Source organism: Aurantimonas endophytica (genome assembly GCF_014196845.1).
GTDB lineage: Bacteria > Pseudomonadota > Alphaproteobacteria > Rhizobiales > Rhizobiaceae > Aurantimonas > Aurantimonas endophytica.
On record NZ_JACIEM010000004.1, the window covers coordinates 17,084 to 41,867 of the forward strand.

21 protein-coding genes are annotated in these 24,784 nt (G+C 61.8%); 12 read left to right on the forward strand and 9 right to left on the reverse strand.

What is annotated here, in order from left to right; all coding sequences use genetic code 11:
• Positions 1 to 24 precede the first annotated feature (24 nt).
• From GGR03_RS14515 to GGR03_RS14545, 7 genes are all read right to left on the reverse strand, one after another.
• Positions 25 to 1,194 carry an MFS transporter gene (locus GGR03_RS14515; RefSeq protein ID WP_246368127.1) on the reverse strand — a complete coding sequence of 390 codons (1,170 nt, stop codon included), beginning with the start codon at positions 1,192 to 1,194 and terminating at the stop codon, positions 25 to 27.
• 95 nt (positions 1,195 to 1,289) lie between these two features.
• Positions 1,290 to 2,399, reverse strand: a complete 1,110-nt coding sequence (locus GGR03_RS14520; RefSeq protein ID WP_183209307.1) for a mandelate racemase/muconate lactonizing enzyme family protein — start codon at positions 2,397 to 2,399, stop codon at positions 1,290 to 1,292.
• A 31-nt stretch (positions 2,400 to 2,430) separates the two neighbouring features.
• Positions 2,431 to 3,333, reverse strand: coding sequence for an ABC transporter permease subunit (locus GGR03_RS14525; RefSeq protein WP_183209309.1), 903 nt, complete (start codon positions 3,331 to 3,333; stop codon positions 2,431 to 2,433).
• On the reverse strand, positions 3,330 to 4,226 hold the full coding sequence (locus GGR03_RS14530) for a carbohydrate ABC transporter permease (protein WP_183209310.1): 897 nt from the start codon (positions 4,224 to 4,226) through the stop codon (positions 3,330 to 3,332). Before GGR03_RS14530 ends, GGR03_RS14525 begins: the two co-directional genes overlap by 4 nt.
• Entirely contained in the window at positions 4,219 to 5,286 is a 1,068-nt protein-coding gene (locus GGR03_RS14535; protein WP_183209312.1) for an ABC transporter ATP-binding protein, read from the reverse strand. The genes GGR03_RS14530 and GGR03_RS14535 overlap by 8 nt, the downstream gene beginning before the upstream one ends.
• Positions 5,287 to 5,296: 10 nt before the next feature.
• Positions 5,297 to 6,832, reverse strand: a complete 1,536-nt coding sequence (gene argH / locus GGR03_RS14540) for an argininosuccinate lyase (RefSeq protein WP_183209314.1) — start codon at positions 6,830 to 6,832, stop codon at positions 5,297 to 5,299.
• A 66-nt stretch (positions 6,833 to 6,898) separates the two neighbouring features.
• Positions 6,899 to 8,239 carry an ABC transporter substrate-binding protein gene (locus tag GGR03_RS14545; protein ID WP_183209316.1) on the reverse strand — a complete coding sequence of 447 codons (1,341 nt, stop codon included), beginning with the start codon at positions 8,237 to 8,239 and terminating at the stop codon, positions 6,899 to 6,901.
• 126 nt (positions 8,240 to 8,365) lie between these two features.
• Between GGR03_RS14545 and GGR03_RS14550 the strand changes: the two genes are divergently transcribed.
• Positions 8,366 to 9,265, forward strand: a complete 900-nt coding sequence (locus GGR03_RS14550; RefSeq protein ID WP_183209318.1) for a LysR family transcriptional regulator — start codon at positions 8,366 to 8,368, stop codon at positions 9,263 to 9,265.
• A 121-nt stretch (positions 9,266 to 9,386) separates the two neighbouring features.
• Positions 9,387 to 10,106 (forward strand): DUF72 domain-containing protein, encoded by a 720-nt coding sequence (locus tag GGR03_RS14555; RefSeq protein ID WP_183209320.1) that lies wholly within the window; start codon positions 9,387 to 9,389, stop codon positions 10,104 to 10,106.
• A 109-nt stretch (positions 10,107 to 10,215) separates the two neighbouring features.
• Here the strand turns inward: GGR03_RS14555 and GGR03_RS14560 are convergent, their stop codons facing one another.
• Positions 10,216 to 11,061, reverse strand: coding sequence for a helix-turn-helix domain-containing protein (locus GGR03_RS14560; protein WP_183209322.1), 846 nt, complete (start codon positions 11,059 to 11,061; stop codon positions 10,216 to 10,218).
• A 295-nt stretch (positions 11,062 to 11,356) separates the two neighbouring features.
• On the opposite strand from GGR03_RS14560, the gene GGR03_RS14565 reads away from it, so the two are divergent.
• Positions 11,357 to 12,451, forward strand: a complete 1,095-nt coding sequence (locus tag GGR03_RS14565) for a DUF3047 domain-containing protein (protein WP_183209324.1) — start codon at positions 11,357 to 11,359, stop codon at positions 12,449 to 12,451.
• A gap of 84 nt (positions 12,452 to 12,535) precedes the next feature.
• Positions 12,536 to 13,099 (forward strand): DUF2380 domain-containing protein, encoded by a 564-nt coding sequence (locus GGR03_RS14570; protein ID WP_183209326.1) that lies wholly within the window; start codon positions 12,536 to 12,538, stop codon positions 13,097 to 13,099.
• 346 nt (positions 13,100 to 13,445) lie between these two features.
• On the opposite strand, the gene GGR03_RS14575 is transcribed toward GGR03_RS14570, so the two are convergent.
• Positions 13,446 to 14,147, reverse strand: coding sequence for a FadR/GntR family transcriptional regulator (locus GGR03_RS14575; protein ID WP_246368043.1), 702 nt, complete (start codon positions 14,145 to 14,147; stop codon positions 13,446 to 13,448).
• A gap of 186 nt (positions 14,148 to 14,333) precedes the next feature.
• On the opposite strand from GGR03_RS14575, the gene GGR03_RS14580 reads away from it, so the two are divergent.
• The 8 genes from GGR03_RS14580 to GGR03_RS14615 all read left to right on the forward strand — a co-directional run bounded on the left by GGR03_RS14580 (position 14,334) and on the right by GGR03_RS14615 (position 24,348).
• Positions 14,334 to 15,266, forward strand: a complete 933-nt coding sequence (locus GGR03_RS14580; RefSeq protein ID WP_183209328.1) for a fumarylacetoacetate hydrolase family protein — start codon at positions 14,334 to 14,336, stop codon at positions 15,264 to 15,266.
• A gap of 63 nt (positions 15,267 to 15,329) precedes the next feature.
• Positions 15,330 to 16,358, forward strand: coding sequence for an ABC transporter substrate-binding protein (locus tag GGR03_RS14585; RefSeq protein WP_183209330.1), 1,029 nt, complete (start codon positions 15,330 to 15,332; stop codon positions 16,356 to 16,358).
• Positions 16,358 to 17,167 carry an ABC transporter ATP-binding protein gene (locus tag GGR03_RS14590; RefSeq protein ID WP_183209332.1) on the forward strand — a complete coding sequence of 270 codons (810 nt, stop codon included), beginning with the start codon at positions 16,358 to 16,360 and terminating at the stop codon, positions 17,165 to 17,167. Before GGR03_RS14585 ends, GGR03_RS14590 begins: the two co-directional genes overlap by 1 nt.
• Complete coding sequence (locus GGR03_RS14595; protein ID WP_183209334.1) at positions 17,164 to 18,033, forward strand: ABC transporter permease; 870 nt, start codon at positions 17,164 to 17,166, stop codon at positions 18,031 to 18,033. The genes GGR03_RS14590 and GGR03_RS14595 overlap by 4 nt, the downstream gene beginning before the upstream one ends.
• Positions 18,034 to 18,036: 3 nt before the next feature.
• Complete coding sequence (locus GGR03_RS14600; protein WP_183209336.1) at positions 18,037 to 19,080, forward strand: Ldh family oxidoreductase; 1,044 nt, start codon at positions 18,037 to 18,039, stop codon at positions 19,078 to 19,080.
• A 563-nt stretch (positions 19,081 to 19,643) separates the two neighbouring features.
• Positions 19,644 to 21,329 (forward strand): SIR2 family protein, encoded by a 1,686-nt coding sequence (locus GGR03_RS14605; RefSeq protein WP_183209338.1) that lies wholly within the window; start codon positions 19,644 to 19,646, stop codon positions 21,327 to 21,329.
• Positions 21,326 to 21,913: a hypothetical protein gene (locus tag GGR03_RS14610; protein WP_183209340.1), complete on the forward strand. Its 588-nt coding sequence runs from the start codon at positions 21,326 to 21,328 to the stop codon at positions 21,911 to 21,913. The genes GGR03_RS14605 and GGR03_RS14610 overlap by 4 nt, the downstream gene beginning before the upstream one ends.
• On the forward strand, positions 21,910 to 24,348 hold the full coding sequence (locus GGR03_RS14615) for an AAA family ATPase (protein ID WP_183209342.1): 2,439 nt from the start codon (positions 21,910 to 21,912) through the stop codon (positions 24,346 to 24,348). The genes GGR03_RS14610 and GGR03_RS14615 overlap by 4 nt, the downstream gene beginning before the upstream one ends.
• Positions 24,349 to 24,784: the final 436 nt, after the last annotated feature.

Below are 24,784 nucleotides of genomic sequence, written 5' to 3' on the forward strand. Positions count from 1 at the left end.
ATCTGAGCAATGCCTAGCCTACGTTCACGGGGCTGGCTCTTCGGATCTCAGGGAATTTTCTCTCTTCCCTTCTGCGGTCGCCAATGTGAAGCCAGCGACATATCCGAGACCAAGGCCGCCGAGCACGAACGCGACTGCTGGTGAACTCGCGGTCACGTCATAGATGATTCCACCGGCCACTGGCCCCGCTGCCATGCCTAGCCCCGACGCGAGCCTTCCGTAGGCAAGGTTTTTCGCGAAGCGGGCAGGTGCCGCAAACTGGCGCAACGCCACGGCCAAAAGGACTTGCTGTCCGCCAAAGCCGATTGCCAGCCCAGCCGGATAAAGCGCCGTACCGGTTACGCTCCAACCGGAGAGCAGGAGTGACAGGCCAATGAAGGTAACAAGGACCGCCGCCGCAGCAACGGCAAGCACCCGGCTCACCCCGATTACATCACAGAGCCAGCCGCTTATCAGACGCCAGGCGAACACCGCGCCCCCCGACAACGCGACGATCCAGACGGCGCGCGCCGGTTCGATACCTTGGGAATCGAAAAGCGCGACTTGCTGCGTCAGCAGACCGTGATACGCCGCCGAACCGCAGAAGTAACTTGCGCACATCCAGAGAATAGCCCGTGACGGCGTACCGAAGTCGGTCCCTCGCTCCATCGCGGGCAGAGGACGCGGCGATCTTCGGATCGCATCAAAGATCACCAAGTGTAGTGCGACGACGACCACGAGCGTGAGGACTGCAAGAAGGGCATAGGCGGCCCGCCAGCCTTGGACATCAATGATGAACTGTAAGAGCGGGAGGCCCAGCAGCGTGGCGAGCCCCGATCCGGCGTCGGCGATCGACATGGCGGTGGCAAGTCGGTGTCGCACTCGTCGCGCCAGCAGGGCGAAGACGACAAATGAGCTGACGCATTGGGCGCCGATGCCGCCTGCAAGTCCGAATATCAACCAGTAGGCGGCAAGCCCTCCAACCCAGGCTGCGGTCAGCACCAGCGCGCCGCCTAGCAGGATAGCCAACAGCGCGAGCAGGTGCCGGCTGTTCGTGCGCGCCATGGCCGCCGCAATGGCAGGGGCCGAGAGCGCGTTCGCCAGTGCAAAGGTGGCGAAGACACCCGAGATCTCTCCGCGCGACCAGCCAAACTCACGCTGCAAGGCGACGAGGAAGAGCCCAAAGGATCCCCAGATCAGTCCGGAGACCCCCATCAGCACGAAACCCGCGCCGATCTGGATCCGGACCGCGCGCCGAATCCTTCGCCGGCGCGCGCCTCGCGTGTCCACTGCCTCAGGTCGGAAGAGCGTCAATCAACCCGGTACCGCTCGATCATCGCTGCGTCGAGTTCGAGGCCGAAGCCCGGCCCCTGCGGAACGGCGATCATGCCGTCCTTCGGCTGCGGCTTGTTGGCTACCAGCCCCGGCCACAGAGGGTCGCGCTCGATGTTGGCGAAGCACTCGACCGCGATGCCATTGGGATAAGCGGCGAGCATCTGCAGCGCAATCTGCGGTTCCTCATGATGAGCAAGACCGATATCGTGGAGCTGGCAGAGCGCCGCCGCCCTTCGCCATTCGGTGATGCCGCCGGCCTCCGAAGCGTCGAAGTTCACGATGTCGACCGCACCCGCCTCGACCAATCGGCGGACCCCGGCCGCCGTCGACTCACTTTGCCCTGCATTGATCGGGATTGAGGTGACTCGCCGCACCCCTGCCATCAGACGCGCGTCATCGTACCAGTGGCAGGGCTCCTCGAACCAAGCGATATCGTATTTCTCGATTAGCCTGGCAAAGCGCTGGGCCTCGGCCAACGGCCAGCCGCGGTTCGCATCGACGGCGAGCATGAAGTCCGGCCCGCCGCCTTCGCGAGCGGCCGCCACACGCTCGGCATCCTTCTCGGCGCTGAGCCCGCCGACCTTGACCTTGCAGCCGGCCATGCCCCACTCCCGGAGCTGCTCCATCTCGCGCCCGAGGTCGGCGAGTGTCTTGTCCTGCTCGTAATAGCCACCGATCGAGATGATCGGCATCTCCTGCCGGAACCCGCCGAGCAGCCGACAAACGTTTACTCCGGCTGCCTTGCCCATCAAGTCCCAGAGCGCTGTGTCAACGCAGGCGATTGCCTCCATTACCAGTTTGCGGTCGCGGTTCCATTCGGCTAGCCGAAACATCTTCGCCCAGATTCGTTCGACCGCATGGACCTCTTCGCCGATCACGATCGGTGCGAGCTCGTCCTCGATGATCTTCACGATGTCACGGATGTGGGTCCGGTTGTCGCCATTGTAGACTTCGCTGACGAGGCCTTCGTCGGTCTGCATTCGGGTGATGACGGTACAGCGGCTGGTGACGTTGTAGCGGCTACCGCCGAAATCTCGGCTGAGCGGAATCTCGATGGGGATGAGCTCGATGCCCGTGATCTTCATATCGTTCTCGTTTCTTCGTGCTGTTGAAATGTCATTCGCCCTTGGCACCGCCTTCGGAGAGCCCGACGACGAGCTTGCGCTGGACGAGGAGGTAGAAGACGATCACGGGGATGGTGATCAGCACAGCGCCGGACAGGAGCATGCCCCAAGAGTAGATGTTGTCCTGTCCGATCCAAGTCGCGAGGCCGAGCGGCAGCACCTTCTTGTTTTCGGAGGATATGAAGACCAGCGCGAAGAGGAACTCGTTCCAGGCATGGTTGAAGCTGAAGACCCCGACCGACACGAGGCCCGGGATCGCCAGCGGCAAGGTCACGCGCCACATCGCCCCGAACCGCGTGCAGCCATCGACCATTGCACTTTCCTCAAGCGACATCGGGATCGCGTTGAAATACGAGCGCATGAACCAGAGTGCGAGCGGCAGAGTGAAGGCCGTATTGGCAACCACGAGAGAAAAGAGGGTGTCGGTGAGGCCCAGCTGGATCACGTAAATGTATAGAGGGAGTACGATCAGGACTTCCGGCAGCATGTAGCAGACAAGGGCTACGCGCGCGAAACCACCGATACCGAAGAAATTGAAGCGACTAAGGCTATACGCCCCCAGCCCACCGATCAGCAGCGACAGAGCGGTCGCCGCACCTGCAACGATTACGCTATTGAGAAAATACGTGGCGAAGTTGGTCTGTATAAAGAGATCCCGATAGTTTTGAAGCGTCCAGTTCTCCGGAAGGAAGGTGGGCGGCGAGACATAGAGTTCCGAGCCCGGCTTGAAGGACGAGATTACCATCCAGAATAGCGGGAATCCGATGACCGTTACCGCAGTCAGCGCAAGCAGATAGAGCATGATGCGGTTGGCGAGGTAGTGCACATCCTCCATCTCGCGGTGGCGACGTGGCTCGACGCGGGCGGCCGCGTCCTGAGAAGCGGTTATAGTCACTGCTTTTTCTCCGCGCGGCGCATCAGCAGGAAGTAGGCGGTGATCAGCACCGCAAGGATCAGGAAGGTCAGGATCGCGATCGCTGCCGCTCGTCCGAGCTCGAAATCGACGAAGGCCTTCTGGTAGACAAGGATCGGCAGGGTTGTGGTCGCGTCGAGCGGCCCGCCTCCGGTCAGGAGGTAGATGATCTCGAATTTGTGGAAGGTCCAGATCGTGCGCAGCAGTGCGGTCAGGATGAAGACCGGCATCACGTAAGGCAGGGTGATCCGCCAGAACTGCTGGAAGGCACTAGCCCCGTCGATGCGCGCCGCCTCGTACTGTTCTTGCGGGATCGACTGCAGGATCCCGAGAACCGCCAGCACGACGAACGGGAAGAACTTCCACACCCCGACGATGATCACGGAAGCCATCGCCCACCGCGTGCTGCTCAGCCATTGCAGTGGCCCGCTGATGATCCCGAGGTCCGTGAGAAGGGAATTCAGGATGCCGACGATATCGTGGAACATGTATCGCCAGACGAGGACCGCCACGATGGTCGGCACCAGATAGGGTGCCAGCAAGACAGCCCTGGCAATCCCCCGTCCTACGAAGTTCTGGTGCAGGAGCAGCGCCAGCAGGAGACCCAGCACCATCTCGATCGCGACGCTGCCGAAGACCCAGACGAAAGTGTTCGAAAGCGCCCGCCAAAACTGCCGACTTTCCAGTGCCCAAATGAAATTATCGAATCCGATCCAGGGACCCGACAGTTCGCCAAGTCCGACGCGCTGCATCGATGTGGCAAAGACCGTGATCGTGGGAACGACCGAGAGCAGCAGCAGGAGCGCCACGCTCGGCGCGAGCGTCAGGTATGCCAGTGTCCGGTCGCCCGGCTGGACGGTTCGGAGTTCAGCCATTGAGGGACCTCCGCACACCGACACGCGTATCCTCGATCGCCAGCCCGCTCGCGGTGTCGAAGCACCGCACTTCGGTCTGCGGCACTGCGAACGGGACGGTTTCGCCCTCATTCGCCGTGAACGGGACGTTCGACGGAATGCGTGCGATTACCTCGGTCTGCGGCAGATCACCCGAGACGCTGCCATAAATCAGCTTGTCGCCCCCAAGGTACTCCACTCGGCGAATTGCGAATGGCGCCGACAAGAACTCGGTAGCATTCGAGGTGTCTCCCGCGAAGGAATTGCTCGGCAGAAAGATCTCGGGTCGGAAGCCGACGGTGACTGCCCCTGTCTCGACCAGGTTCATCGGCGGCGAGCCGATAAACGTTGCAACAAAGGTGTCGGCAGGATGGGAGTAGATCTGTTCTGGCGTTCCAACCTGTCGGATCTTGCCGGCGCGCATAACCACGATGCGGTCGCCGAGGCCCATCGCCTCCACCTGGTCATGCGTGACGTATATCGAGGTCACGCCGACCCGGTCCTGGAAACGCCGCAGCTCCTCGCGCGAGCTGTGGCGGAGCTTCGCGTCGAGGTTCGACAGCGGCTCGTCCAGCAGGAAAAGTTGCGGGTCGCGGACCAGCGACCGTGCAAGCGCCGTGCGCTGCCGCTCGCCGCCGGACGTCTGCCGCGGCTTTCGTTGCAGAAGCGCCTCGATGCCAACGAGGTCCGCCGCCCAGCGCACCTTCTCGTCGATTTTGGCCTTCTCGAAGCGGTTGACCCGCAACGGAAAGGCGATGTTCTCGTAGATCGTGAGATGCGGATAGAGCGCGTAATTCTGGAAGACCATCGCGACGTTGCGGTCCTTGGGCTTCAAGCGCGTCGCCACTTTTCCGCCGATCACGATGTCGCCGTAGGTCGGAAGTTCCAGCCCGGCGAGCATGCGCAGTAGCGTACTTTTGCCACATCCCGAGGGGCCAAGGAGCACGAGGAATTCGCCGTCATGGACCGTCAGACTTACCTCCGAGACGGCCGTATGGCCCTCGAAGATTTTGCTGACCTGCCTGATTTCGACTTGCGCCATGCGTCTCTCCTCACCCGCTCTGGACGTCGGCAGGGCTAAACGCCCGCACACGTGCCTCGAGCTCGGCATATGCCGCTTCGATCCGGCCTGAAACGACCGCCAGCTCTTGCTGGTCGTGGGCGATCAGTTCGCGCCGACGCTTGATCATTTCTTCCATTCGCTCCGGTGCGGGCCCACCGGTCGCCTGCCTGCTGCGCACGTTCTCCATCGGATCGAGCGCTACCGTCACCTCTGCGGCGGTCAGGCCGAGCCGGCGTCCGAAGAGCGCCTCAGCTGCCTCCTCTACATCCTCGACCTTGATCTCGTCGGCAGTCCTTCCGCGCTCGAGCGCCTCTCGTACAACTCGACCGACCACGTTGTGCGCCATGCGGAATGAAAGCCCAGACGAGCGCACAATGACGTCCGCCAGCTCGGTTGCCGTCCCGTACCCGATCTCGGCAGAGCGGCGCATCGCCTCGGCGCGCACCTTTAGCGTCGCCAACGCCCCGTCGAATGCCGTTAGAGCCAAAGCGGCGCGCTCGATCGTGTCGAGCGCTGCCGGATTGGCCGCGCTGACGCCGTCGTTCACGTCGGCAAAGGCGGTGTTCTTTGCGCAGGAAAGGACAGTGCCAAGCATGCCGGTCGCCATCCCTGCAATCGCCTTCACATGCTCCATGGTCGCCGGATTTTTTTTCTGAGGCATGATGCTCGAGACGCTCGAATAGGCGTCATCGAACTCGATGAAGCCGAATTCCATGGTGTTCCAGCTCTGTAGATCGGTCGCGAGCCGGGATACGCCGGTCATCAGGATCGCAAGTGCAGCGGCGCTCTCCTGAAGGTCGTCACGAGACGCAACTGCCTCGTACGCGACCTCCACCAGATCGGCGAAGCCCAGCATTTCACGTGTCGCCTCGCGGCTGATTGGAAAGCCTGTCGTCGCCAAAGCTCCGGCGCCAAGAGGTGAGCGATCGCAGCAGTCCAGGGCGGCGCGCAGCCGCCGGAAATCGCGTTCCAGCCCGTCCGAAGCCGCGACGAGATAGTAGCCGAAGGTAATGGGTTGGGCATGTTGTGTGTGGGTGTAGCCCGGCATCACGGTTTCGACGTGATCAGCCGCGAGCTCTATGAGGGTCGTGCGAAGGTGCCCGACTGTCTGCAGCAGGTCGATGAGGCGCGCGCGCAACGCCATGCGCCAGGCAGTCGTATGAAGATCGTTGCGGCTTCGCCCGGTGTGAAGTCGGCCGCCCACGTCGGGTCCCAATGCGCCGATGATGTAGCGCTCGACGTAAGAGTAGACGTCCTCCGCCTTGTAATCGATCTCGAGTGCCTCAGGCCCCTCGTCCTGAAGCGCCAGCAGCGTATCGAGAATGCTGCGGATAGCATCCGGCGCTACGATCTCCTGATCAGCCAGCATCAGCGCATGGGCCAGGTGAATGTTCATCTCGTGGCCGAAGGTGTGCTTGAGTCCGGCTGCGACGCCATAAGCGTAATATGAAGCGACAAGGCTCGGTGCTGGAGGCGAAGACACGCGTTCGCGCAGCGACACGTCGCCGGCTGGAGAATTCTTCATAGTGGCTTTCCGTTGAGGAGTGAGATGGCGGCCCGAAGGAACTGCTCGGGCCGCCTTGATGCAGTGCTAGTTGGCGGCCTTCAGGTCGTCCACGATGGCCTGCATTTCAGCCTGGCCCCAAGCTGCGGCCTCGGCCGGGTCTTCGCCCATCAGCACGACCCGTTGAACAACGTCCGCCGGAATGTGCCGCGCGACAATGGAGCCGATATAGGGATTGACGACACCTGAGCGGACGACTTTGCCGTCGACGAACGTCGCGCCTGCCTCGGTCTCGAAATCGAGTCCGTTAGAGGTGTCGTAGGCCATCTCTGCGAATTCAGCACGTCCGCCCATGAGAGGCGTTCCGCGCTCGATTACCTGCGCCTGCACGTCAAGCAGGGGTGGCACGAGATGCGGGAAGGCAGTCAAGGAGAAGTCCGCCAGCCGATCTCCGGTCGTGATGAACTTTAAGAACTCGCGGGCTGCCTCATAATTCTCCGCTCCCACGGCCTCGGACGCCAAGGCAAAACCGTTCGCGTTAACAAATTTGACCCCAGAGCCGCTTGGGCCGACCGGGAGCGGGGCGACGGTGGTGTTGGCGAAGAGGTCTGGGGTATTTGCCTGCGCATTTGCCGCAAGACGCGGCGCATAGATGTCCTGACCGATACGTCCGGTGAGGTAGACGTTGATCATGTCACCGTAGGAATAGGAGTTGATCCCTGTCGGCGAGAACGCGGCCATATCCCGGAGGAACTCTAATGCCGCGATGGTGCCCGGATTGTCGAAGGTCACGTTCAGGTCGGCGTCGAAGTAGGTTCCGCCGGCTGACCAGATCATGTGCGACAGAAAGATACTGGTCATCCGGTTCTTGCCCGCCGGAAAGATGAACCCAAAATTGTCGCCTTCGGTCAGCGCCTCGGCATTTGCCTTTAACTCTTCCCAGTTGGCGGCTGGCTTCAGGCCAAGTTCCTCGAAGCGATCAGTGCGGTTGAAGTAAAGGCTGAAATTGCCCAGCGTGTAGGGAATATCGTAGATTTCGTCGTCGACCTGCACGAGTGCACCGGGAACGTAGCCATCACGGCCGATCTCATCGACGAGATCGTTCAAGGGCCGGATGTAACCGCGCCGGGCAAATTCGAAGCGCTCTTCCGGGAGAAGCTTGAAGACCTCCGGCATGGTCTTGGTGTTGATAGATGCCATGACTTTCTGCAGGCGGCCGTCGGTGCTGATGACCTCCATCTCGATCTTGACGTCCGGATTCTGCGCCTCGAACTCGGCGATCGCCTTGTTAAAGAACTCGATGCTCGGCGGGTCTGTCTCGTTATGGAGGAAGCGCACGATCTGAGTCTGTGCTGCGGCAATCGACGTGAGGCTGACCGACATAAGACAAGCCGTCAGCAGACCGCGTAGCGGTACGCCGTATTTCATTGTTCCCTCCCAGGTTTTTTGAAGAGTGCTAGGCGACTAGCAACCCTTGGTCGGAAGGCTACCACTGGCTAGGGATGTGTCAATCGGATAGGAAGAATATGAGATATACGAAATGCGGATATCACGATGTTCGACTTTGCTTCACTTCGCGTATTCGTCGCTGCCGCAGAGTGCCGCAGCTTTTCCCTCGCAGCCATCAACCTGGGTGTGGCTCAACCGACAGTTAGTCGAGTGATAAAGGAATTAGAGGCGGCATGGGGCGAGCCACTCTTCTACCGCACCGGCCGGGGTGTCGAGTTATCTGAATTCGGCGAGATGGCTTTTGGTCGTGCGCGTGACCTCCTGGTGCATGGCGAGCAGGTCATGGTGGATCTACGTGAAACCAATCGACGCCCTGTTGGACAGGTGACGATCGGCGTGCCACCGTCTTTGGTCGGATCGGTCATCCCCGAACTTGCGCAAGGCCTCGGTAATGAGGAGCCAGGGATCAAGCTGCGAGTTCGCGAAGGCTTTAGCGATCAGATCGATCGCTGGGTGAAGGATGGTTCAGTCGAGATCGGCCTTGTCAGTAAGTATCGCGAGGCTGAACAAGCGGTCGAAGGGGAGTTCTTCTGTTCGCCTCTCATTTTGGCACGGATCCGCAATGAGCAACCAATGCCGCCCACGATCGACTTTTCGGAACTCGAGGGAAAGCTTTTGGTGCTGCCTATCCCCCCAAATGGCCTCCGTCTCGCCGTGGGAGGCGTAGCTCGGCGGTTGCGTATCGCCCTAAACGTCTTTGTCGATGCGGAGTCGATCGTGGCGCAGAAGTTGGTTGCCGAAAAATGCGGTTGCTACATGATAAAGGCCGCTTACTCGTTGGACCCTGAGCAGGACTCGCAGTTCGACCGAAGCCTGATCGTGAACCCTCAGATCTGGCGAGCAGTGACAATGCGCACGACGCAGACCCGGCCGCTCAACAAGGCCACTCGTGAAGTCGCCGAGCGGATCAAAGGCGTCCTGCGGGCTTTTCCAGCTAGCATGTAGATGCAGCGGACGAGCCTTATTCGACGCGGCCATTGAGGCGCCACAAAAGCCGCGCAGTCCCGCTTTTGGTGCACAGGGGAGGACGCTACGACAATCCCTCAAGGGACAGGAGCAGCTGCTTATGCCCATTCGCGTCGGCGTTGCCGGCTGGTCGATCCCATCGGCGCTGTCAGAGCAGTTCCCTTTGGTGGGCACGCACCTTAAACGTTATGGCTCACGCTTTTCATGTGTCGAAATCAACAGCAGCTTTTATCGGCCGCACCGCCGCGCAACCTACGAGCGATGGGCGGCGAGCGTACCGTCCGGATTCCAGTTCAGCGTCAAGCTTCCTAAAGCGATCACGCACGAGCGCCGGCTCGAGGATTGCGGAATGCTGATCGAGCGCTTCGCTGAGGAGACGAGCGGCTTGGGCGACAAACGCGGTCCGGTGCTGGTCCAGCTTCCCCCGAGCCTTCTCTACCCCGGCGATATCGCCGTACGATTTTTCGACGAGCTGAAGGCGATGATCGACGCCACTGTCGTCCTAGAGCCGCGGCATGCCAGCTGGTTCGAGCCAGAGGTGGACCGGATGCTGGAAATGCAGCGAGTATCACGGGTCGCGGCAGATCCGGCCAAATTGTCGGCTGCAGCGATCCCAGGAGGCGCGAGCGACATTGCCTATTTTCGGCTGCACGGTTCTCCCAGCGTCTACCGGTCACCATACGACGAGAGGGCCATCGAAGCGCAGGCGGAAGTCGTCGTTCCGCTCAGCGCACATGCAGATGTCTGGACGATCTATGACAACACCACACTCGGGGCTGCGACAGCTAACGCGCTGCAGCTTGTCGAAGCCGTTCGTTGATACGAAGTCAGACGATGAAAATCATCCAGCTGCCGAATGTCTATGTTGATCTCAAGCAATGGTCGCTCAGGGCCGATTCGAGAACGTCCGCTTCCGGCGATCTACGCGGTTAGCTGCCGTTCTTAAGCTCATGAGCAGCGGCCCGCCACGTGCGAGGCGACATGCCTTTCCAGCTGACGAATGCTCGGCTGAAATGGGCGGCATCCGCATATCCCAGCTCGTATGCCGTGTGTGAGATCGAGCATCCCGGATCAGCCAGGAGGCACTCGGCTTCGCGCTCGAGCACCGTCCTCAGTACCATCTCGAAGGTCAGGCCGCGTTCGGACAGGCGACGCTGGAACGAACGCCGCGACATGCCCACGCGCGCTGCAACCCAGTCTATCAACGGGCGGCCCGCAAGCAAACTCAAGCCAATCAGATGCTCGACGCAATCGACGAGATCGTCGACGATCGGCTCCTGCGGACATTCTCCTGCAGAACAGGTCGATCGGTTCGGGTTGGCCGCGGCAAGTTCCTCTGCCGGAAAGACGAGTCCGGCGACGGCTCCAAGTGACAGATCCGTCGAGAGTGCGGCTTCGACCTGCGTCCTCGATTGCAGCACGGAGCCTGACAGGATGGCCTGCTGCGGGACCCATGTCCGGCCGAGGAACCGGCGCGTGAGGTCCATCATGTAGCCTAGCGCCAAGATCTCGTTCTTCTGACGCCCAACATCACAGCGCTCGGTCACGACGTAGCACCAGTGAGCCATGCCGTTCCGCACGAAGAACTGCATGCTGGTGGATGACTGCAACAGCGAACCCATGGTGAGGCTGGCACGCCCGAGGGCGGCTTCGAGATGGGTGGCGGCCAGGATGTAATCGCCATAGGCACCAAGTCCGGAGACGCCGGCCTGAAGCGACAGACGTGCCGGCAGCGCGGGATCGCCGATTTCGCGCGCTGCATACTCCAGCAACACGAGCTGATCCCCGCAGCGGGATCAGGCGTTCCGGCTGGTCGATGAGCTTGAGCGGCAGATCGGTATTGGAAAAGACGCGTGCGACGTTTCCGCCGGCCTGCTCCACGGCATCCGCCACCGGCCCCATGGAACGAGCCTTCGTGAGGCCCGGCAGCGTCATCTTGCGACTGCGCGGCGAAAACGCCGCATCTGGCACGAAATGGCAAGAAGCAAGGCCGCTCCGAACGCAATCTCCGCCAAGACCAGCAGAAGGTGGAGCCAAGTCCGCCACCTCGACAGGGTGGGAGGAGATTGCATGGACTCGGTGATCCAGGCGGAAGACCATGAGGATGTCGAGGCGCGGCTGACCCTCATGCTGGAGGCCGCTTCCGACGTGATCAGGTCGTCGGCTGTCATGCGACTTCCGGCTTCCGACGGCGAGTGGCGGGAGACCGGCGTTGACTTGCTCGAGGGGCAGGAGGTTTCTCTGCTGTCACATGGCGTCCTCTGGATCGCGCGAGAGGCTAACATCGGCGTCAAGCCGAACCTAGCCCTGTGGTACAGGATCGGCGACGGGCCGATTGCCAAGGTCGCCGCTGCCACTTTCAGCTTCATGGCGGAGCGCGGCGGACCGCTCTTCCTCATCAACCATCTGTCCGGCCAGTGGCTGGATGAATATGGCGCCTTCGATCCCGCATCCGTTCTTCGCGAAGGTGCTCTTTCGGTTGCCGTGATCGTCTGGAATGACAGCGGTGCCGAAGGACTTGCTGCGCTCTCGGAGCACGACACGACTGCGCTCATCGCTACTGAGGTGGATCGCCTGGCAGCGGAAAGGCCAATGCCGATAGGATGGTCTCCTTTATGGCGGGTTGGCCGAACGTCGATGTTCTGCGAGGAGATTACCAACGGGCCGTCCCGGATCACCTGCCGGTGTCGGGCCGATGCCGGCATCATCAAATATCCGGTGGACGTAGCTTTCACCGCGGACACCGAACTCGTGTGGTCCTGGCACGTCGAGGAACTCCCCTCCGCCGTGGCCGAGGATCAGGTGATCACGCACGACTACCTTTCCATCGCCGTTGAGTTCGATAACGGGCAGGATCTCACCTACCTCTGGAGCTCATGCCTTCCGGTGGAAACCTCGTTCCCGTGCCCGCTGCCCTGGTGGGACAAGCACGAGACGCACATCGTCGTCCGTTCGGGAACGAAGGATCTTATGCGGTGGATCAAGGAAAGGCGTCCCGTTCTCTCCGACTACCGCAGGACTGTCGGCGGAGAGGTCCCATCCCGCATCGTCGGCGTCTGGCTGATCGCCCTCAGCCCGTTCCAACGAGGAACAGGCATCTGCGACTACACCGACATCCGGATCCAGGGTCCTGCAGGGGATGTCCTGATCGGCCCGCACGCGTGAGGCTGCGTCCGCCTCGACGAGGCCGATCCGGAGCCGATCACCGGCCAACAGCAAAATGAACGTCATCCACGCCGGGAGGAAACAGTGCAATCATCCAATCAACTCAGAGCCGCGCTCGCATCCGCAGTCGTTTTGGTTTTGATCGTCTTGCCCGGCGCCACCGCCGCAACGAGCGAACCAGAAAGAGTAGCGGTCATTGATTTCGACTACTCCGACTCCTCCGGTGAGCCGGAAGACCAGACGGCGGAACATGCTGCGCGTCTCGCGCTTTTTCGTCAGACTCTGGAAGCCGAGCTCGGAAAAGAAACCTCACTTACCACGGCTACGATCCCCTGCATGGCGAGCGGCTGCACCGTCTCGACAATGCGTCCCGACGATCTGCTCGAAGAGAGCCGAGCGGCTGGCGTCGATTTCCTGGTGTTTGGGGGCGTCCACAAGATGAGTACGCTCGTGGGAGGGGGCCGCGTCGTGGTGCTGGATGTGGCAGACGACAGGTTCGTCTTCGACCGTGTGATATCTTTCCGAGGCGACGACGATGAAGCCTTCGTTCGCGCCGCCCGGTTCAGCGCACGAGACATCGCTCGCACCATTCCACGAGGGGGTCAGGCTCCTGAAGAGCATCAGGAACCGCGCCGTGGGATCCGTTAACGGCGCTCGTAGCGGTTTCGCCAGTTGCTGGGTGCCAGAAGGGGCGACGTAGAACTCCGCTCGCGGCTCGTCTCAGAGATGATCTCAGATCATCGATGGGCCGAAAGCTGACAGTGGGGCTTTGGAACACGCCGACGGCAAAAGCTGCTATTCGGCTTCTTAACCCCTTCTGGGCAGCAGGCTTACAGCTGCTCCATCTATGAACGAACGTTGTTACACGTTGAACTTCCGCGACGACCATCCAGCTTCAAGCGTCGGCGCGGTAGTTAATGGGTTAATTGCGATGTCATGGAAGGCCACGTGGAGGATGTCGGCGACGTAACCAACACCGTTGTCCGATCCAACCTCAGCCCGAAAGGGCTGGCAGCACCCTCTCCCTCACAGAATTAAGATGCTCACGCATTCGCTTCGATGCGCCTGCCGCGTCGCGAGACGCGATTGCTTGGCAAATAGCGTCATGTTCGGCGAAACTCGCGTGGTCACGGGCCGGCAGCTTCGTCGTGCGGACCTGGCCCCAGACCGTCGATCGTCGCACAACGTTGAGGGTTTCGAACAAGTAGAGCAGCAACTTGTTGTGCGTGGCCTTGGCGATGGCGTGATGAAGTTTATTGTCCCAAGCCTCATAGCTGCGCCATTCCGGCGCGGCGCGACAGCGGGCGTTGCAGGCTTCGATCTCGTCGAGATCCGATCGAGTGCCGTAGATCGAAGCCAGCCGTGCCAGTTCGGGCTCCATTGCCACTCGTGCGGCCATCACCTGAGCGGGGCTGGCCATTTCGCCAAGATAGGTGACATCGGCGAGGTTCAGGACCGATCGCGAACCAATAAAGGTGCCGCGCCCGACATGCCGCCAAATTAAGCCGTCGCTTTCCAGCGTTGCCAGAGCCTTTCGAAGTGCGCCTCGGGTTACGCCGAATTCCCGGCTCAGCTCCCGTTCGGTGGGGAGCCGATCGTTGTGACTGAAGCGACGTGTCGCGATGTACTGCCTGATCTCTTCGGTCAGCGACTGCGTGATCATCGGCAGATCCAGACCAATCGCCGTATTGGTCAAGTTGAGAGTTATATCCAGACCGGCAAAACCTCTCTAGCATCGGGGTGGATGAGGATAAATCCCCGCTAGCCGGATGTGACGATCTTCAGCGGAAGCGTTGGTGGTCACCGAATTGGTTGACCAAGTAGATCTGCAACACCGCGACCGGCGGAGCCTTAGCCGCGACTCTCGAAGGATTTCTGATCAATGCGCCTTGCCACTATTGACCTCTTCGCCAGACCGACATGCGCTGTGCAGTTGTCTGGTGGCGGATTCCTGCCTGTGGCGGCGGCGGCGCGCGCTATGGGGTTGAATGAGGCAGCGCTTCTAGAGGGCGGGCTCCAGGCGTTGATCGAAGGTGGGCCGAAGTCGCTGGAGATCTTGGGATATCTGGTCGCTTCCGCCGAGGCGGGCGAGTCATCGCTGGCTGCACTGGTCATCAAGCCTAATGATGCGATCCTCCTTGCGCCGCTGCCGCGGCCAGAAAAGAACATCTTCTGTGTCGGGCGCAATTACGCCGAGCATATTGCCGAGGGCGCACGCGCCCAGAACACCAACATCGCTGTGACCGAAGTGCCCGTGTACTTCACCAAGCCCCGTACGGCGGTCATCGGGCCGGGGGCCGAAATCCCGATCTTCCCGCACGTTTCCACCCAGATCGATTACGAGGTGGAACTGGCGGTCGTCATCGGCAAACCGGGCCGCGACATCGCCAAGGTCGACGCCTACGATCACGTCTTCGGCTACACCATTCTCAACGACATCACGGCACGCGACGTCCAGCGCCGCCATGGCGGCCAGTACTTCAAGGGCAAGGGGCTGGATGGCTCGTGCCCGCTGGGTCCTGTGGTGGTGACGAAGGATGAACTCGCCGATCCGCAGAACGCCGGGCTGCGCCTGTTCGTCAACGGCGAGCAACGCCAGGAAAGCACCACGGCGCAGATGATCTTCGACATACCGACCTTGATCGCATCGCTGTCTGAGGGGCTCACGCTCGAGCCGGGTGACATACTAGCCACCGGGACGCCGTCTGGTGTCGGCTACGCGATGGTGCCGCCATCATTCCTCAAGGACGGCGACGAAGTGGTTTGCGAGATCGATGGGATCGGGCGGCTCGGCAACAGGGTCCGCTCTGCCTGAAACGTACCGGCCGTCAGAGCTGGGCGTTTGAACTGTAACCTGAAGAATTCTGGGAGGAATGACATGCTGAACCGACGAATCTTCACGACCCTTATGGCGGGCGTCGTAACCTTAGTCCCACTGGGCCTGGCAGGCGCGGCGACCGCGCAGGAGCTGACGAGGGTGACCTTCGTTCAGCCAAGCCCATCCGCCATCAACTCGTTCAACGTTTTCGTGGCCATCGGGGAAGGCTATTTCGAGGAGGAAGGTCTCGAAGTCAGGGTCGAGTCCATCAACGGTTCCGGGCCTGTCCTTCAGGCGCTGTCGTCGGGTCAGGCGCAGTTCGGCCGCCCGGGTCCCGGGCCCGTGCTAGCTGCCCGCGGTCGCGACGTTGACGTGGTGTTTATCTACAACTTCGCCGCCCGATCCAATTTCGGCATCGTCGTTCCGGAAGATAGCGCCATCCAATCTCCCGCCGAATTGAAGGGTGAGGTCGTCGGTACCGGAACCGCGGATGGCGCCGAAGTCGGGTTCGCTCGCAACGTTCTCTCGGGTTCGGGCCTGAAAGAGGGCACGGACTACAGGTTCCTGACAGTCGGTGACGGCGGGCCCGCGGTCGCCGCCTTCGAGCAAGATGCTATCGCAGCCTACTCGTCTTCCACGGCTGATGCCGCGATCCTCAATCAGCGAGGCCAAGCGGTTCGCGACATCACGCCGCCGGAATACGCCCGCTTCTTTGGCAACGGCTTTATCACTACTGGCGAGTTGATCCGGAGCAATCCGGAGCTGGTGGAAAAGTTCGTACGCGCCATTCACAAGGGTCATGAATTCGCGCTCGACGACGCCAACCGCGAGAAGGTGCTGGAACACATGGCGTCGGGAAATCCGCAGGAGAGCGAAGACCCTGCCTTCGCCTCGGCGCTGTTCGACGCGGTGCGCAGTAAGACCATCCCGGTGGACGACTCCAAGGGTCTTGGCTACCAGCCGCCCGAGGTTTGGGAGGAATGGCAGCAGGTTCTTATCGATGGCGGCGACCTTACGGGCCCGCTGCCCGATCTGACGGCCGCCTACACCAATGACTTTGCGCTGAAGGTCAACGGGAGCGCCAACTGATGCAGGCCGCCGCAGCTCTGGCCGAGCAAACGGGCAGCTTGCGAGAACCCGTTTACCAGCTTAGCAATGTTGGCAAGACGTACGCCAGCAATGCGATCATTGCACTGGAAGGGGTTAACCTCACCCTGACCAAGGGCAGTTTCTCGGCTGTCATCGGATCCAGCGGCTGCGGCAAGTCTACCCTGCTGAAGATCATGTCCGGATTGATCCCGCCTTCTACGGGGCGGGTGGTTCTGCAGGACCGCCCCGTAACCGGCCCTCGCCGCGACATCGGCATGATGTTCCAGCAGGCGACGCTGTTTCCCTGGCGCACGACCTTGGAAAACATCGTGCTGCCGATTGAGATTCGCGACGGCAAGGCGGCTGCGAAGGCCGCCCGGAAGCCGGCACGTGCCCTGCTGGACCTGGTCGGCCTGAGCGGCTTTGAGGACGCCTACCCTGGAGCTCTTTCCGGCGGTATGGCGCAGCGTGCCTCGATCTGCCGGATGCTGATTACAGAGCCAGCCGTCCTGCTGCTGGACGAGCCGTTCAGCGCGCTGGACGAACTCACGCGCGACTTCATGAACATGGAACTGCAGCGCATCTGCGCTTCTCGTGACGCGACGGCCTTCCTCGTCACCCATTCGATCCAGGAAGCGGTGGTTTTGGCGGACGTCGTCTACGTGATGAAACCCCGCCCGGGGCGGATTGCCGAGGTGGTCGAGATCGACCTGCCCCGTCCCCGAACGCTCGACATGATGACGACGCCGAAGTTCGGCGATCTGGTTGGACACATCCGCAGCCGTCTCGATCAGGAGGCTTTCGTATGACCAGTCTCGAACGGATTGCCGACAGCGCACCGTCGTCGGAGAAGGATACCGTCTGGACCGAACAAGTCGGCTGGCTGGACCGCGTGCCGCGCGGCATCCAGATGCTGTTCGTCTTGGCTGTCTTCGTGCTGCTGTGGGATGTCGCCACCCGCTTTGGCTTCGTCAGCTCGATCATCCTGCCATCGCCGGCAGAGACGCTGGCCGACATGATCTTCGTCGGGACGAATCTGCTGACCGGCGGGTACATGCTGCCGGCGCTGTGGATCACGCTGAAGGAGGTCTTCTACGGTTTCCTCCTCGCAATCACCATCGGCTTCACCCTCGGCGTGATCGTGGGCGAGACAGCTTTCGGCGAGCGGGCGATCATGCCGTATCTCGTGGCCATCGACACGATGCCGAAGGTGGCCTTTGCACCGCTGTTCGTTGCCTGGCTGGGATTCGACATCGACAGCAAGGTGGCGCTGGCCGCCTTCATCGCCACCTTCCCGATCGTGGTCGGTACGGCGGCTGGGCTGCATGCCGCCGATACCAATAGCCGAAATCTGTTCAAGACGATGGGCGCGAGCCGCTGGCAGACATTGACTAAGATGAAGCTGCCGATGGCACTTCCGCAGATCTTCACCGGTCTGAAGATCGGCTCGGTCGGCGTCATGGCAGGGGCGATCACGGGCGAGTTCCTTGGCGGAGGCAGGGGCTTCGGCGAGCTGATCCGGACGGCTGCCAGCCAGTTGAACACGCCGCGCGTTTTCTCATTGATCTTCTTCCTGTCATTCGTCGGGCTGGGGCTGTTCGCCTTCGTCTCCTGGGTGCAGCGCCGCTTTGTGTTCTGGCACAGGGAGCGGGTCGTGGCCGGAGCGGAGGGATAGGGCATGGACGCCCCGATTTCGGCAGAAACCCTCACGGCATTTACTATCCGTGCTTTCACCAGCTTGGGTGTGCCTGATCGGGACGCCGAGTTAGTAGCCGGGCTGATGGTTGAAGCCGACTTGTTGGGTTATGAGACCCATGGCTTATTCCGCCTCCGTCAGTATGTGAACCGGCTCAGCGGCGGTGGCTGCAATCCCAAGGCCAAGCCCTCAGTCGTGCGCGAAACAATAGCGACGGCATTGTTAGACGGGGACAACGGCCTCGGGCATCTGGTGCTGGCACAGGCCACGGACCTGGCGATCCAGAAGGCGCGTAGCGCCGGCATCGGCTGGGTTGGCGTCCGTGGAGGGAACCACGCCGGCCCCGCGGCGCTTTACGTGCGCCCGCAGGCAGCGGCAGGAATGATTGGTATCTGCGCTGCTGTGGGCAGCGCCAACCACGTCGCCCCCTACGGGGGGACCGACTTGCTACTCGGCACAAACCCCATAGCCATCTCAACGCCTGGGGGCGCAGACCCGTTCGTGCTCGACATGGCCACGACCGTCGCCGCCGTGGGCAAGATAAAGATACTTGCGCAACGGGGCGAGCCGATGCCCGAGGGCTGGATGGTCGGACGCGACGGCAAGCCCCTGACCGATCCCAATCGCCGAGACGAGGGGTTCCTTTTGCCGATCGGCGGCGCCAAGGGTTACGGTCTTGCCATGGCCATCGGCCTGCTGGCGGGCGTCTTGAACGGCGCGGCCTTTGGATCAGACGTTGTCGATTTTACGGGTGACACAACCAGCCCCACCAATACGGGGCAGTTCGTCGCCGCCATCGACATTGCGGCCTTTGGCGATCCGGCCACTTTCGACGCGACGGCGACCCGCGTTTTCGCCGAGATGCGCGCCTCCGCCCCGCTGCCGGGTCATGAAGCCGTGAGAGTGCCGGGGGACGGGCGCGAGGCAACGCGGGCCCGCCGCGTAGCCGACGGCATTGTCCTCCATCCCGCCCTCCGAGCCGAACTGGATCGCGTCGCGACAGACCTTTCGATTGCGCAGCTTTAACATAGCCGCGATGGCACGGCGTGGAGTTTTACTCGCTGTTCCATATGCGCCTACAGGAGATCATCAGAGAGCGGCGTCACGGGGGAAGTCGGTGATTGCCGGGGACCGACGCTTTCGTGGCCGCAGCACCGTCTTCAGCATTCCGTGCCAGTGCGCCGATCAAGATCGCAAAAGCGGGATCCGTCCAGACTCGCCGCCCCTGAAGCAGCCAAACGTCGGTAGCCGACGGCGGCTGAACCGCTTCTAATCGACGTATCGGGCCGCAAGCGGATTATCCGTATGTGGGACTTCCAACGAAAAGCGGACATATCGCCGATGAGAGCCCGAGCCCGGAACTGCTTAAGTCGGGCTTTCTAGAAGGCATTCAATGCCATTAACCCGAGACACAGACATACAACGACCTCCAATCGTCTATTTCCACTGTGAAGCGTACCAAGCACAATAGCTGGCGCTATACTCGTTGCATTGACGAACCGCGAAGCGTGGTTCGCGACCCGAATATTCTCAAAATAGTGGTGGAAACAGTCACTCGGTCACGCTAGGCGTGGTGTGGAGGAGCCACCTTGCCAACAGCGTCAACTATTAAGATCGCGGAAACGCTCGACTTGCTCGACGGTCCGCAGAAGAATTTTTCTGTGGGCTTCCAGGCCGGGCAGTACGCCTTCTGGTTGGGATCTGGCATTTCGCGGGACCGCGTGGCCGGGCTGGACGGTGTGCTGTCCAAGCTGCTCGAGAACCTGCGTCTCCGCATCACCGGCGCCGACTGTGAGCACCATCGCGCGTTCGAAAGTATCCTCGGTCTTGCCGACCTGTCTGCTGCCGAGAGAGCGCAGCTCGACCTCGCGCAGCCGGTTGCGTCATGGCCGATCCACGATGCACTCATCGACCGGCTCTGGAACAAGTACTCGAAAGTGCTGGGCACCGAGGTTCAGGGCCGGCCCTTCGACTACCTACTGTGGGACGTTCTCGAGTTCGCTACAACATTTGCCGCGCAGAAGGCCGACGCCGAGCACCTGGCGATCGCCATGCTGGTTCTTGAAGGCGTGGTATCAGATCTTGCAACGGCCAACTGGGACGGCCTGCTGGAAGCGGCAATGGTTGAACTCGGTCGGCCGAACGAGACATTCCGCGTCGCCGTCACCGGGGGCGACCTGCACGGACCGCTGGGGATCGGGACGTTGTACAAGTTCCATGGCTGCGCGAACCGCGCAATAGCGAACGAAGCCGAGTACCGGCCGCTGCTCGTAGCGAGGGAAGCAGCCATCACGCATTGGGCGCAGAACCAGCGCTTCACACAGATGCGGGAGCAGCTCAGGGCACTGATTGCTCGTTCAAGAACGCTGATGATCGGCCTCTCCGGGCAGGACACCAACATCCAGCAGCTGTTCGGCGCGAATGGTTGGGTCTGGAATTCCGTCCCGGCACCGATCGTGTTTGCGGCCCAGGAGCTCTCCGAGGGACAGAAATCTATCCTCGAGGGTGCGTACCAGGGCGACTATGAGGCCAACCGAGACCAGATCCGGACAGATGCCACCTTGCCCGCCTTCGGAAAACCACTGTTGCTGGCGCTGCTGCTAAGAACGATGTTTGGCAAGCTTGCCGCACTCGCTAGCCTGCTGACGTCGCCAGCCATTGGTGCTGCGGGCAAGCAGAGCCTCGTCAAGGGTCTGGAAGCGCTCGAACGTGCCGCGGCGCAGGCCGGGAACGCCAACCGATACGAGTGCGCCCGGACCATTGCCGCGTTGATGGGCCGGGTCACCGAGCAGTTTCTCGGGGGGCCGGGTAGCGCCGGCCGCCGCCCCTACATGCCGCTGAGTGTGCAACCGGCGCATCTGATGCAGCAAGACCCAGCAGTAGGGTTCTCCGGCAGGCCGGAAGCCGCTGCCGCACTGGGGCTGATCGGCCAGGGCCTTGTCGCCAACCAGTGGTCGATTGCGGTCGACGATCCGGAGCAGCCAACGAGCGGGGCGCTGCGACTTGTCGCTCCGAAAGCCCAGGCCCGCGTGTTTCTCGCCGCCAATGACGAGAACATCAACCAGCTCGTCGCGTCTGGAGCGTTCGACGAGGTGGACGACGACGTCATCGTCATCTGCTCGCGCAAGGTCACGCCCCGGCAGCAGCGCAGCCCTTCCAAGTCCTGGCGGACACGCAAGGTGCCGCCGCGCTATGTTAGCGTCAGCGACCTGCTTGAGGGCTCGGCATCGTTTGACGAGGTTCAGGGCAGGTTCAACTCTGAGGTCGGGCTATGACGACAGCGGAAACGGTTTTTGAAATCCTGACGAAGGAGGGCGGCTACCTGCCGCTCGGTAAACCGATCAGGATCGGTTCGCAGGCTTTCGATTTCACCCATATGCTGGTGGCCGGCGAAAAGGCCAACGACCTGGTCATCGTGATCGAACTCACCGGCGCGTCCGAAGACACACAGGTTACGCGGTCGGTCCTCGCCTTCACCCGTGCGCTCGATGTGCTGGGCTCGAAGCGATCGGTGACCGCCGTGCTGACCTCGGGTCAGGCGGACAACGACCTTGTAAACTCGATCAGTCGCGTCTGCCGCGTGTTGCCGGTCGGCGCACCGACCGGGCCGATGGCGGGAGAAATAGTGCGGGACTGGCTGGCCGTGCTGCTGCCGCTGAAAAGCCCGCCGCCGGTCGAGCACCTGGCCGACTGGAAGGCCAACCTCGAAAAGCAGCTTGAACACACCGATGACGAACCGGCTGTCGCCCGGTTCGTGCATCTGGCGGAAGAGGGCAAGGAGGCGGTGGAGGCGGAGCTCGCCCTCGAAATCTCGACACTCGCCGACAAGGTGCTCGAGGACGGAGCGGCGCAGTCATGAACCCGCGTTTGAAGTCGCTCTCGATCCAGAATTTCCGTTCCATGCGCGGATCGGTGGTCATTCCGCTCGATGCGCAGGTGGTGCTGGTTCATGGCACCAACGGCATGGGTAAGACGAGCGTCATGTCGGCCATCGAACTTGGCCTTACCGGCTCCATCGCCCATCTCGAAGACCAGTCAAAGTACCACGACTTCCTCACCCATATCGACACGGAGGGTGGTTCGATCCAGCTCGCCGTCGAAGGGGTGAATGGTCGTTCGACCGGGGCTGGCCGGCTCACGTTCACTCCGAGTTCGTTCGACGCGACGCCGGCGCTCAATGCGGCCGATGCCAGTTTCTTTGCTGAGCGGTGCTACCTGCCGCAGGCAGTGCTGGGTCGCCTGCTGGACATCTACGACCAAAAGAAGAACACCAGCTCGCGCCTGACGGAGTTCGTGAAGGAGTTGCTACGCCTTGATGCGCTCGACGCCTTGGTGGACGGCCTCGACCATGCATTCAACGTCACCCGGATACGGAAGCTTGCTCCGGTTTACAAGCAGCTCGAAGAGGCTCGTGATCTGCTCGACCAGCAACTCGAGCGTGAACGGTCGAGCGTCGAGACCGCCCTGCAGGCGACCACCCAGCGCATCTCCCGTCTCAACGAGCTGCTGGCCGTTCTGGACCCCACAGCAGTGCCGGTCGTTGCCGGTTTCGATGTCGCCGCACTGCGGGCCCGGGTTGGAGACCGGGACAGGGACCAGGCCGAACTCGCCAGCGTCACCCAGCAGGGCTCGGAGGTAAGCTCGTTGTTGAGCCGTCTCGAGCAGACTTCGGCAGGAAGCCCCGACGCCAAAATCGCGGCGCTGGAGCGGGATGCTGCCACCATCGGGTCCGAGTACGAGACGTGGCTGAACGGCCCTGGAGCACAGATCACTCAGGCGCTGGACGTCCTCAGAGAGTTTTATTCCGAGCTTTCGCCACTCGATGGCGGCAGCGTCGAGGATCAGGTCAGGGATGCTCTGAAATGGTGCGTTGTCGAGGTGGATCGCTGCCAGCGGTTGCTGGACCAGCACGGCACGGCGAGCCAGCAGCTGACGGCGGCGAGAACGACAATCCAGAGGGCTACGACGCGTATTGGTGAGATCAACCAGGCGCTGGAAGTGGGCGCCAAGGATGCCCGAACCCTCGCCGCTGCCCTTGCGGGCATCGCACCGCATGTCGAAGGGAACATGTGTCCGGTCTGCAATCGCGACTACGCGGAGCTCGATAATGGCTCCCTGACCGCACACATTGCGGCCACGATAGCGAACCTCACGTCGGAGGCCGGGCGCCTGCAGGCGCTCTCGACGGAGCGAGCATCGGAGAGCGAGCGGTTGACGATGGCGCGGCGGGATGAAGCGACAGCCGAGCGGCTAGTGCTGCAGCCCGAGGCGCTCGTCGATCTGCGCCGGCGCCAGTCTGCGATCGCGTCGATCAGGTCGAGGCTTGAACCGCTGCAGGGGGATGCCGCTGACGGGCAGAGCCTCTTCGTGCGCCTCGACGGTGCTCGCCGGAGCCTCGCCGCCACGAGACGGGCAGGGCTGCAGTCGGCTTCCCTGCTTCCCGAAATCAATGATTCGGTGGAACAGGCAACCGGCCTGCCGACGACGAACTTTTCGAGCCTGCGAGAGGCCCTCGAGGCGGCTACCGGAGCGCTTTCGGGCCGTCTCAAAGCCGTCCACGGGACGCTTTCGTCGCGCGTCTCGGTCGAGACCGAACTCGACCAGTATGCCCGCGAGGCACAGTTGCTGTCAGACCGTGTGGCGCGGGCCACAGAGCTGGAAAGGCGCGTTGCGACGATGAAGGGGGCCTTTTCGTCGATTGGCGAGGTGCGGGAGCGGGCGAAGACCATCGCGACCGCGGCAACCCATGTCCGTTCGGGGATCGTCCGCGACGTTTTCAGCGGGTCGCTCAATAAGGTCTGGCGCGACCTGTTCGTCCGGCTTGCTCCGAACGAGCAGTTCGTTCCGCAATTCCGGCTTCCCGATCGGGGGGATGGCAAGGTGGAGGCTGTGCTGGAGACGTTTCATAGGTCAGGGCAGTCCTCCGGTCCGCCCGGCGCCATGCTCAGCCAAGGCAATTTGAACACCGCGGCTCTGACCCTGTTCCTTGCGCTTAACCTGTCGGTACCGTCGCAGCTGCCATGGTTGGTGCTCGACGACCCCGTGCAGTCGATGGATGACGTTCACATCGCCCAGTTTGCCGCTCTATTGCGAACGTTTTCGAAGGGGCTCGGCAAGCAAGTGTTGATCGCGGTGCACGAGCGTGCGCTGTTCGAATATCTGACGCTTGAACTGAGCCCAGCCTTTGCTGGCGACAGTTTGATTACCGTGGAGATCAGTCGCAATTTCGCCGGCGACGCCGTTGCGGATCCTCACTTCTATGCGTTTGAGGACGACAAGGCTGTCGCTGCCTGAGAAAACTCGGCTTGGCTGCGTAGGTCTTAATGGCTGCGGGTTAACGGGTCTGGCCGAAGCCAAAGATCGGCACCTGGATGATCAAGACAAAATTTGTCGAGTATCTCGAAGGGCAGAGCCGCAAACGACCAAACGGCAAGGGAAGCGGGGAGCCACCGACGGGCAATGGGCGCCGCCCGACCTCGCCGGTCAGGTGGACAATCATGCCGTCGGTAGCGGCGAGCAGTAGAGGGCCTCGCACCCCGCCAACATCAGCGATCTTAAGACCGACCGGTGGCCCGAACGTCTGCTTTGAGGCACCCGCCCAAACTCCGTGAATGTCTGAAATGGGCGCACTGCTGCCGTAACCAGCGAAGATATCGCAACGGACCGACCCAACGATGCCGTCAAGCGAGGTTGGACGTGGGGAGAGTTCGCCGTCCGATCGATTTTCGAA

What these genes read in the sequence shown, in the direction of transcription:
- GGR03_RS14515 (WP_246368127.1), bottom strand. Translation starts at nt 1,194, where the DNA reads ATGGGGGTCTCCGGACTGATCTGGGGATCCTTTGGGCTCTTCCTCGTC.
- GGR03_RS14520 (WP_183209307.1), bottom strand. Translation starts at nt 2,399, where the DNA reads ATGAAGATCACGGGCATCGAGCTCATCCCCATCGAGATTCCGCTCAGC.
- GGR03_RS14530 (WP_183209310.1), bottom strand. Translation starts at nt 4,226, where the DNA reads ATGGCTGAACTCCGAACCGTCCAGCCGGGCGACCGGACACTGGCATAC.
- GGR03_RS14535 (WP_183209312.1), bottom strand. Translation starts at nt 5,286, where the DNA reads ATGGCGCAAGTCGAAATCAGGCAGGTCAGCAAAATCTTCGAGGGCCAT.
- argH (WP_183209314.1), bottom strand. Translation starts at nt 6,832, where the DNA reads ATGAAGAATTCTCCAGCCGGCGACGTGTCGCTGCGCGAACGCGTGTCT.
- GGR03_RS14545 (WP_183209316.1), bottom strand. Translation starts at nt 8,239, where the DNA reads ATGAAATACGGCGTACCGCTACGCGGTCTGCTGACGGCTTGTCTTATG.
- GGR03_RS14550 (WP_183209318.1), top strand. Translation starts at nt 8,366, where the DNA reads ATGTTCGACTTTGCTTCACTTCGCGTATTCGTCGCTGCCGCAGAGTGC.
- GGR03_RS14555 (WP_183209320.1), top strand. Translation starts at nt 9,387, where the DNA reads ATGCCCATTCGCGTCGGCGTTGCCGGCTGGTCGATCCCATCGGCGCTG.
- GGR03_RS14565 (WP_183209324.1), top strand. Translation starts at nt 11,357, where the DNA reads ATGGACTCGGTGATCCAGGCGGAAGACCATGAGGATGTCGAGGCGCGG.
- GGR03_RS14580 (WP_183209328.1), top strand. Translation starts at nt 14,334, where the DNA reads ATGCGCCTTGCCACTATTGACCTCTTCGCCAGACCGACATGCGCTGTG.
- GGR03_RS14585 (WP_183209330.1), top strand. Translation starts at nt 15,330, where the DNA reads ATGCTGAACCGACGAATCTTCACGACCCTTATGGCGGGCGTCGTAACC.
- GGR03_RS14590 (WP_183209332.1), top strand. Translation starts at nt 16,358, where the DNA reads ATGCAGGCCGCCGCAGCTCTGGCCGAGCAAACGGGCAGCTTGCGAGAA.
- GGR03_RS14595 (WP_183209334.1), top strand. Translation starts at nt 17,164, where the DNA reads ATGACCAGTCTCGAACGGATTGCCGACAGCGCACCGTCGTCGGAGAAG.
- GGR03_RS14600 (WP_183209336.1), top strand. Translation starts at nt 18,037, where the DNA reads ATGGACGCCCCGATTTCGGCAGAAACCCTCACGGCATTTACTATCCGT.
- GGR03_RS14610 (WP_183209340.1), top strand. Translation starts at nt 21,326, where the DNA reads ATGACGACAGCGGAAACGGTTTTTGAAATCCTGACGAAGGAGGGCGGC.
- GGR03_RS14615 (WP_183209342.1), top strand. Translation starts at nt 21,910, where the DNA reads ATGAACCCGCGTTTGAAGTCGCTCTCGATCCAGAATTTCCGTTCCATG.